The organism is Arthrobacter vasquezii, from assembly GCF_029455255.1.
GTDB classification, from domain to species: Bacteria; Actinomycetota; Actinomycetes; order Actinomycetales; family Micrococcaceae; genus Arthrobacter_D; species Arthrobacter_D parietis.
In genome coordinates, this window is sequence record NZ_JAROKN010000089.1 from 1 (window position 1) to 7,970 (window position 7,970).

Below are 7,970 nucleotides of genomic sequence, written 5' to 3' on the forward strand. Positions count from 1 at the left end.
TGCGTCGGCATCGCACGGCCGAGGGGATGGGAACAGTCGCGCTGGTGGGCGGGGGACCGGCCGATGCCGGCCTCATCACCACCCGCGGCAGGCGCCTGCTGGCCATGGCCGACGTCGTCGTGGCTGATCGGCTCGGACCGCGTTCTCTGCTGACCGGCCTTTCTGCTGATGTCCAGGTGATCGAGGTGGGCAAGCTCCCCGGCCACCATCCGGTGCCGCAGGATGAAATCAACCGGATCCTCGTGGAGCAGGCACTGCTGGGCAACCGCGTTGTGCGGCTGAAGGGCGGCGACCCGTACGTCCTGGGTCGCGGCGGTGAAGAGGAAGCCTACTGCCGCGATCACGGCGTGCCCGTCGAGGTGGTACCCGGCGTCACATCCGCCATCTCCGTGCCGGCCGCCGCCGGCATTCCCGTGACGCACAGGGGAGTGGCGAAGGGCTTCAGCGTCATCACCGGTCACGAGGACATCCGGCAGCAGACAGGGCTCATCCCGCCGGGCAGCGACCACACACTGATCCTCCTGATGGGAGTGGCGCTGCTGCGTTCCTCCGCGGCGTCACTCATCACCGGCGGCCGGAAGGCGTCCACGCCCGTCGCCATCATCGAAAACGGGTGGATGGAGTCGCAGCGCGTGACCACCGGCACTCTTGAAACCATCGCGGACCTCGCAGAGCTGCGCGACGTCAAGTCTCCCGCCGTGATTGTGGTGGGAAACGTCGTCGCGCTTTCACCCCACTGGCAACCCGCCTAGCCCACGCCACCCAACACCACATCACAGCAAAGGAACACAGCCGTGTCGCAATCCTCCACGTTCTCCTCCGGTGACTCCCACCGACCCTTGCGCGTCGCCGTCATCGGCTCCGGTCCGGCCGGTGTCTACGCCGCCGACATCCTCACCAAGTCAGCGCCCGTTGCCTCGGGTGAGCTGAAGGTCAGCATCGACCTCTACGACCGCTACCCGGCGCCGTATGGCCTCATCCGCTACGGCGTTGCACCTGACCACCCGCGTATCAAGGGAATCGTCAACGCCCTGCACAAGGTGCTGGACCGCGGTGACATCCGCTTCTTCGGCAACGTTGAATACGGTACGGACCTCACGCTGGAGGACCTGCAAACCCATTACGACGCCGTCATTTTCGCCACCGGCGCGATCAAGGACGCGGACCTCAACATTCCCGGCATTGAACTTGAGGGCTCCTTCGGCGGAGCGGACTTCGTCTCCTGGTACGACGGGCACCCGGACGTGCCGCGCCAGTGGCCGCTCGAAGCCACGGAGATTGCTGTTCTGGGCAACGGCAACGTGGCCCTCGACGTAGCGCGCGTGCTCTCCAAGCACGCCAATGACCTCCTTGTCACTGAGATCCCGGACAACGTCTACCAGGGGCTGAGGAACTCGCCGGTGACGGATGTGCACGTGTTCGGCCGCCGCGGGCCGGCCCAGGTGAAGTTCACTCCGCTGGAGCTACGGGAACTTTCGCACTCACGGGACGTCGACATTGTGCTCTACCCCGAGGACTTCGAGTTCGATGCCGAGTCCGACCGGCAGATCCAGACGAACAACCAGACCAAGACCATGGTCGGCACGCTGACCAACTGGATCGCCGAGCAGCCCGAAGACCCGGCTGAATTCACCGCATCCCGCCGGCTCCACCTGCACTTCCTCCACAACCCGGTGGAGGTCCTGGGCGAGGACGGAAAGGTCACGGGCATCAGGTTCGAGCGCACCGCACTCGATGGAACCGGCAACGCCGTCGGCACCGGCGAATACCTCGACTACCCGGTCCAGGCGGTCTACCGCGCGGTGGGCTACTTCGGCTCAGCCCTGCCGGAGGTCGAGTTCGATCACCGCCGCGGTGTCATCCCGAACGACGGCGGCCGCGTGCTGGATGGCTCCGGCGTCCCCGTGGCAGGCGTGTACGCAACGGGCTGGATCAAGCGTGGCCCTGTCGGTCTCATCGGGCATACCAAGGGTGACGCGCTGGAGACGGTGACCCACTTGCTGGAGGATCTTGAGAACCTCCCGGCGGCCGCAGCGCCGGCGGATGACGCCGTCGTCAATCTTCTGAACGGACGCGGCGTGCAGTTCACCACCTGGGAGGGCTGGCTCGCGCTCGATGCGCACGAGCGCGCTTTGGGCGATGCCGCCACCGAGATCGACGGCGTGGTCCGTGAGCGGATCAAGGTTGTGCCCCGCGAAGACATGGTCTCCGTCGCCCGGAGCGTGCAGGTCGACGCACCGGCCGACGCATAGCATTAGCGGCGCGCAGGCGATCCGCGCCCCGAGGTCCTACCGCCGGGGAGCGGACTCCTTGGAGAGGACCCAGACGTTGGTGTTCCCCTGACGTTCAACCGTGACTGTGGTGACCAGGGCGTTGATCAGGAACAGGCCGCGCCCGGATTCCAGCTCCTCGGGATCACCTGTTGCCGGCGTCAAAGGATCCGGATGCGCTGCCGCATTGATTTCCAGAATGCGCGCCTGAAGCCGGGTGGCGGTGGCGCTCAACTCGACGCCGAGGCGCATCCCAGCGCGGTCGAGCGGAACTCCGTGCTCAACGACATTGGAGGCGGCCTCGATGACGGCGGTGGTGAAAGCCATCTGGTCCTCGAACGGGACATCTTCAAGGTCACTCCAGAACCGGTCAAGCTCATCGTGGAGATCGTTGATGGCCGCCGGAACTGCCTCGGCTTCGAACCGTCGCTGTGAATCGCGGTCAGTCACTGGCGAATGCCTCTTCTACCGTCGCGTAAGGAGACAGCACCCGGTTCATGTTGGTGAGCTCCAGGACCATCTGTACCTGCTTCTGCGCACAGGCAATCCGGAGATCCCCGCCTGCCTGCCGAGCGACCTTGAGGCAGCCGATCAGGGCGCCGAGTCCGGAGGAGTCCATGAAGTCCGTGGCCGCAAGGTTGACCACGATGTGGCGGCTGCCGGCTCCGACGGCCTCATCGACGGTGCTGCGCAGCGTAGGCGCTGAGACCATATTGAGCCGGCCGTTGGCCACCACCTCGGTGTACGTGCCCCTGTCCTCAATCGTGAACTGCATCAGCTTTCCTTTCCTCGATGACGTATCCCTCGTATTTCACTGCCTTGATGAGCACGCTCAACACAATCAGGTCGAAGACGACCCAGAAGACGTTGACGAACGTTCCGAGTGGTTCGTTGAGTCCGGTGGCCAGCCGGACTATGCCAACCACCGCGGCAATGACAAGCAGCACCATGACAATCAGCTGCGGCCGGATCAGGCTCCAACTGGGTCCGCCGTCCTGCCGGGCCTTCGGCGTGACCGCAAAGCCCAGCGGACGGCCAAACCAGACGTTACGGGCCGCCGTCGTGCAGGCCTTGATCCAGGTCGGGAACAGCGCCAGGCTGTACTGCTGGCCGCGCCAGGTGCTCACCCCTCGGCCCACCACTGCGAAGAGCAACTGGTTGACAATCATGAACGGCAGGAAGCGGATGAAGAAATCGAAGCTGATGCTGTTCACGGGAAGGATGCCGAGCGTCAGGTAGATGATCGGTGCGGCGAAGTAGACGACGGCGGCGAAACCGCTCAGGTAGCTCCACATCGTTGCGAAGTACATCAGCCGCTGAACCAGGCTCATACCCTTCTTCAGCAACGGATTCTCGCGCAGGAGTACCTGGATGGTTCCCTGCGCCCAGCGGAGCCGCTGCGTCAGCATGGTCTTCAGGTCTTCGGGCGCCAGTCCGTGGGCAAGGATCTCGTGGTGGTAGACGCTCTGCCAGCCCATCGCGTGCATGCGCATGGACGTAGCCATGTCCTCTGTCACAGAGATGGTGGCCAGCGGCATGACCGGTTGAGCCTCGTCATCGCGGTCCACCGAGATGGCATCGAGGACGGCCTGCACCGATTCGAGCGCGCCCAGGGGCGACCACGCTCGGTCCGACAGCTGCTCGACCGCCTGATCCAGGTTGTCCGGGACAGCAACCCCGGGTTCGCTACCGAGGTCCATGGCAGCGATCTCGGCAAGATCCGCCTCCATCGCCGACATGTCAGCCGCGACCATCTGCTGCACTGCGCTGTCCACCGAGCGGCGGAGCCGGTAAGTCACCTCGGCGAGGGGCGCGCCGGCCGCTTTTTCCGTGCGCGCCGCAGCGACCGCCTTCTCGACATCGTCCAACAGTTCGGCCACCAGCGGGTTCGCGGCCTCCGGAGACTTCCGGGCGCGGCGCACCGCAGCGCGGGCGGATTTCAGCGCTGCGGTGACCGCCCTTTCCACCTCCTCGACATACCCGGCGAGTCCGAGCTGCATGAGCGCCTCACGGCGGAGGATGGCGTTGGAGCCGCAGAAGAATGCGGCGTTCCAGCCGTCCTTGCCCTGCTGGATTGGACCGTAGAAGAGGGGCGCCTGACTTCCGAGGGGATCATCGTCGGGAACGTTCACGAAATACTGTGGTGTCTGCACGAGGCTCACGCGCCGGTTGTTGAAGTAACCGAGGGTCCGGTCCAGGATGCGCGGGTCCGGCACCTGGTCCGTGTCGAGAATGAGCAGAAACTCGCCGGAGGTGCTCATCAGGGCATTGTTGAGGTTTCCAGCCTTGGCGTGCCGGGGCCGGTTTGCCCATTCCGGCCCGCGCGTGATGTAGCCCACACCGATTCGGTCTGCGGCCTCCTGCAATTCGGGACGCGAGCCGTCGTCGAGAATCCAGGTGTTGTGCGGATAGGTGATCCGCTTCGCCGCCTCCGCGGTCTCAAGTACCATCTCCACGGGCTCGTTGTAGGTCGTGATGAAGACGTCCACCGTTGCGCCGACCGGCGGCTCGGGAGCGGTGCGGCGCTTAACCCGCCATACGGTGAGCCCAAAAAGAGCAACATCGATGAGGCTGTAGGTTTCGGCTGCGACCAGCGGCACGGCAATCCACCAGGCCTCCCAGTTCAGCGATTCCAGCCAACGCCACGCGATGTAGTTGATCCCCAGGATGACAGTGAGCACAACCAGCAGCCGCACCCAGAACGCGTTCATGCGCCGACCCCGGCTGTCCGGCGAACCACAACAGCGGTGACGTCATCTTCCACGCGTGGATCTTCCCCCAGAATCAACAGCTTGTCGCAGGCGTCTGCAGCCGAGGACGACGTGGCAACGACCTCTGCGGCGGCTGCAGCAAACTCGTCCAGTGTGTCGTAGATGTCCAGCAAGCCGTCACTGATGATGGCGAGGGCATCACCGGCAGCCAATGTCACGGTCATCACCTCCCAGTCCCAGCCCGGAACGGTGCCCAGCGGCACCCCGCCGGAGGCTAGGCGTCTCCATGAGCCGTCGGAGCTGACATGCAGTGCGAGGCCATGACCGGCGTCGATGAGGTCCACGGCGCCGTCGGAAGCGGTGAGCCGGCCGTGGAGAAGCGTGACGAAGGACGACGCACGCTCAAGGTCGGCGTCGAGGGATGCCGCCGCAGAGGTGAAGGCCCGCGCAAGGTCCGGTTCCTCGGCAGTTGAGCGTAGCACCGCGCGAACCGTGGCGGCTACCAGGGCGGCTCCCATACCTTTGCCCATGGCATCGGCGACGGAGAAGTGCATGCCGTCAAGGGTGGGGTACCAGTCGAAGAAGTCTCCGCCAACGTCGCGGGAGGGGCGAAATTGTCCCGCAATGTCGTAACCGGGCAGTTGGAGACCGTGCCGGGGCAGCAGGCTCTGCTGCACCTGCGCGGCGCGTTGCCTCTCATCGGCGTCCGCTTCAGTGGCCGCGGTGCTGGCAGCGAGCTGGCGGTTCTGGCGACGGAAAAGAGAATTGATGCGCGCTACGAGTTCGCGCGGGCTGAAGGGTTTGACGATGTAGTCGTCAGCACCGGTATCCAGTCCCTGCAAGCGGTCTATCTCACTGCCGCGGGCAGTGATCATGAGGATGTAGGCGTCTGAGATAGGCCGGATCTGTGCGCAGGCGTCCAGTCCGTTGCCGTCGGGCAGGTTGAGGTCCAGGGTAATGATGTCCACGCCGCGCCGCGCGGCTTCAACCCCCTCACGAACCGTTCCGGCCTCCGTCACCTGGAAACCCTCGCGCTTAAGCAGCGACGCCAGAAGCATCCGGATATCGGGGTCGTCCTCGATGACAAGAGCGCGGCGTTCCGGCGGTGAGACGGTCATGCTCCATTTAACCCACAATTTCCGGCCGGGTCGCACACGCCGCGTCACATCCCTGCGAAGCTGCGATTTGCCGGTTGCGCCGATCTATAGAGTTGGCAGTGTCGGAACGGCACCCGAGCGTTAGGAGCACCAGTCACCATGGACAATGTTCTGTCCTATCTGACGTTCAACACCCGGCAGTTCCACGAGATGTCGATGCGCTCACGGGTGCTGCTTAGTCAGGCTCCACTATCGATCACAACCGCGCTGCTGGCAGCAGGGAGCGTCGCTTTCCATCCGGTGGTATGGGCCAGCGCAGCGTTCCAGTGGGGCATGATCCTCAGCTGCGGAATTCTCCTGCTGTGTGCGCTCATCCCCTGGGACCGGTTGCCGTACGGACTGTTCCTGACCATTCCGGTGCTCGATTTCATCCCGATCGCGCTGCTGCGCTTCGGCGCCAACACGGAGGTCCTCGGGATCGGGCTGATGGCGGTTTTCCCGGTCCTGTGGCTGGCGGCTTCCGGCCTATACCCGCGGCTTGGCCTTGCGCTGAGCCTGATTGGCCCGTTTGCGATGATCTGGGTTCCACTGTTCGCGGCGAACGCCGGCGTCAGTGCATCGGACCTGACCCAATCAGCCCTGCTGCCCACCATCATCTTCGGCATCGCGGTGACAATCCGGGTCATGACGGCCAGCATGATGGACCAGCAGAAAGCCATGGAGGAAAAGGACCACGCACTGCAGCAGGTGCTCCACCGCAGCGCCCAGCGGGAGCGGTTGCTGAATGCCACGATGAACACCGTCGACGTCGGTCTCCTCGCCATCGACGCGGACGGGCATGACATCCTGTTCAACCGGCGCCAGCACGAGGTCCACCGGATCGGGCTGCCCGATGGGGTGGATGACGCACCGGAGAAGGACCTCCTGCTGTTCCGACCCGACGGCGTCACGCTCATCCCCACCGCAGAACGCCCGGCCTACCGCGCCGTTGCGGGTGAAACATTCTCCGATTACCTCATCCGGATCGGCGAGGGAGACCACCAGCGCGTTCTGTCAGCCTCTGCCCGCATGATGCTGGACGAGGGCGGACACCGTGAGGGCGCCGTCGTCGCTTTCAACGATGTCACTGAGCTGGTGAACGCGCTGAACGCGAAGGAGGAGTTCGTGGCGATGGTCTCCCACGAACTGCGCACTCCGCTGACGGTCATCGTCGGATATCTGGAGATGATGCTCGATGACAACCCGCCGCCGGAGACGCTGACCGGCCTGAACGTCATCGGCCGCAACGTGACGCGCCTTCGCAGGCTCGTAGACGACCTGCTCACCGCAGCCTCCGGGCCGCCGGAAGTGTCCCCGGTGCGCGCGGACCTCGCCGACATATCCCGCGAATCAGTGGATGCCATCATGGCGCGCGGCAAGGAAGCCGGCGTCGACATTGTTGACGAGGTTCCCGTGGGCACCATCGCCCGGTGTGATCCCGCGCGGATCGGTCAGGTTCTGGATAACCTGCTCTCCAATGCGGTCAAGTATTCGCCGGCGGGCGGAACCGTTACGGTGCGTGCGCAGAAAATGCCGGGCTCCGTGGTCTGCGAGGTGGAGGATCAGGGAATGGGCATGAGCCCGGAGGACAGCGCCGAGGTGTTCTCGAAGTTCTTCCGGACCTCCAGTGTGCGGCAGGCGGCGATCCCCGGCGTGGGGCTGGGCCTGGCCATCGTCCGTTCGATCGTCGAGGAACACGGCGGCCGCATCCATTGCCGCAGCGAGCTGGGCCGCGGCACCACGTTCACGTTCGAGCTGCCGGATAGTCCTCGCGACGCCGAACCCGGCACCAGTGTGTCCACCAGCGACGCCAACCATTAGACGTGGGGGGGGGGGGGGGGGGGGGGTGGCCC

The 7,970-nt window shown here is 64.9% G+C and carries 7 protein-coding genes; 3 read left to right on the top strand and 4 right to left on the bottom strand.

Annotation, left to right across the window (positions count from 1 at the left end):
* Both cobA and P4U43_RS17085 read left to right on the top strand, forming a co-directional pair.
* Positions 1–752: uroporphyrinogen-III C-methyltransferase (gene cobA / locus P4U43_RS17080; protein ID WP_277359808.1), on the top strand; the 752-nt coding region annotated here is incomplete at its 5' end.
* 42 nt (positions 753–794) lie between these two features.
* A complete protein-coding gene (locus tag P4U43_RS17085) occupies positions 795–2,252 on the top strand; it encodes an FAD-dependent oxidoreductase (protein WP_277359809.1) in 1,458 nt (485 codons plus the stop codon).
* Between the two features lie 36 nt (positions 2,253–2,288).
* On the opposite strand, the gene P4U43_RS17090 is transcribed toward P4U43_RS17085, so the two are convergent.
* From P4U43_RS17090 to P4U43_RS17105, 4 genes are read right to left on the bottom strand one after another with little or no spacing between them, the layout of a single operon-like run.
* A complete protein-coding gene (locus tag P4U43_RS17090) occupies positions 2,289–2,720 on the bottom strand; it encodes an ATP-binding protein (protein ID WP_277359810.1) in 432 nt (143 codons plus the stop codon).
* Positions 2,713–3,045 carry an STAS domain-containing protein gene (locus P4U43_RS17095; protein WP_277359811.1) on the bottom strand — a complete coding sequence of 111 codons (333 nt, stop codon included), beginning with the start codon at positions 3,043–3,045 and terminating at the stop codon, positions 2,713–2,715. The genes P4U43_RS17090 and P4U43_RS17095 overlap by 8 nt, the downstream gene beginning before the upstream one ends.
* The gene (locus tag P4U43_RS17100) at positions 3,029–4,981 is read right to left on the bottom strand and encodes a glycosyltransferase (RefSeq protein ID WP_277359812.1); all 1,953 of its coding nucleotides are present in this window, start codon (positions 4,979–4,981) and stop codon (positions 3,029–3,031) included. The genes P4U43_RS17095 and P4U43_RS17100 overlap by 17 nt, the downstream gene beginning before the upstream one ends.
* Complete coding sequence (locus P4U43_RS17105; protein ID WP_277359813.1) at positions 4,978–6,099, bottom strand: PP2C family protein-serine/threonine phosphatase; 1,122 nt, start codon at positions 6,097–6,099, stop codon at positions 4,978–4,980. The genes P4U43_RS17100 and P4U43_RS17105 overlap by 4 nt, the downstream gene beginning before the upstream one ends.
* 138 nt (positions 6,100–6,237) lie before the next feature.
* Here P4U43_RS17105 and P4U43_RS17110 point away from each other — a divergent pair, with 138 nt between their 5' ends.
* Complete coding sequence (locus P4U43_RS17110) at positions 6,238–7,938, top strand: sensor histidine kinase (protein WP_277359814.1); 1,701 nt, start codon at positions 6,238–6,240, stop codon at positions 7,936–7,938.
* Positions 7,939–7,970 lie beyond the last annotated feature (32 nt).

Coding starts and splice junctions, on each gene's coding strand:
- P4U43_RS17095 (WP_277359811.1), bottom strand. CDS start 3,045: ATGCAGTTCACGATTGAGGACAGGGGCACGTACACCGAGGTGGTGGCC.
- P4U43_RS17100 (WP_277359812.1), bottom strand. CDS start 4,981: ATGAACGCGTTCTGGGTGCGGCTGCTGGTTGTGCTCACTGTCATCCTG.
- P4U43_RS17105 (WP_277359813.1), bottom strand. CDS start 6,099: ATGACCGTCTCACCGCCGGAACGCCGCGCTCTTGTCATCGAGGACGAC.
- P4U43_RS17110 (WP_277359814.1), top strand. CDS start 6,238: ATGGACAATGTTCTGTCCTATCTGACGTTCAACACCCGGCAGTTCCAC.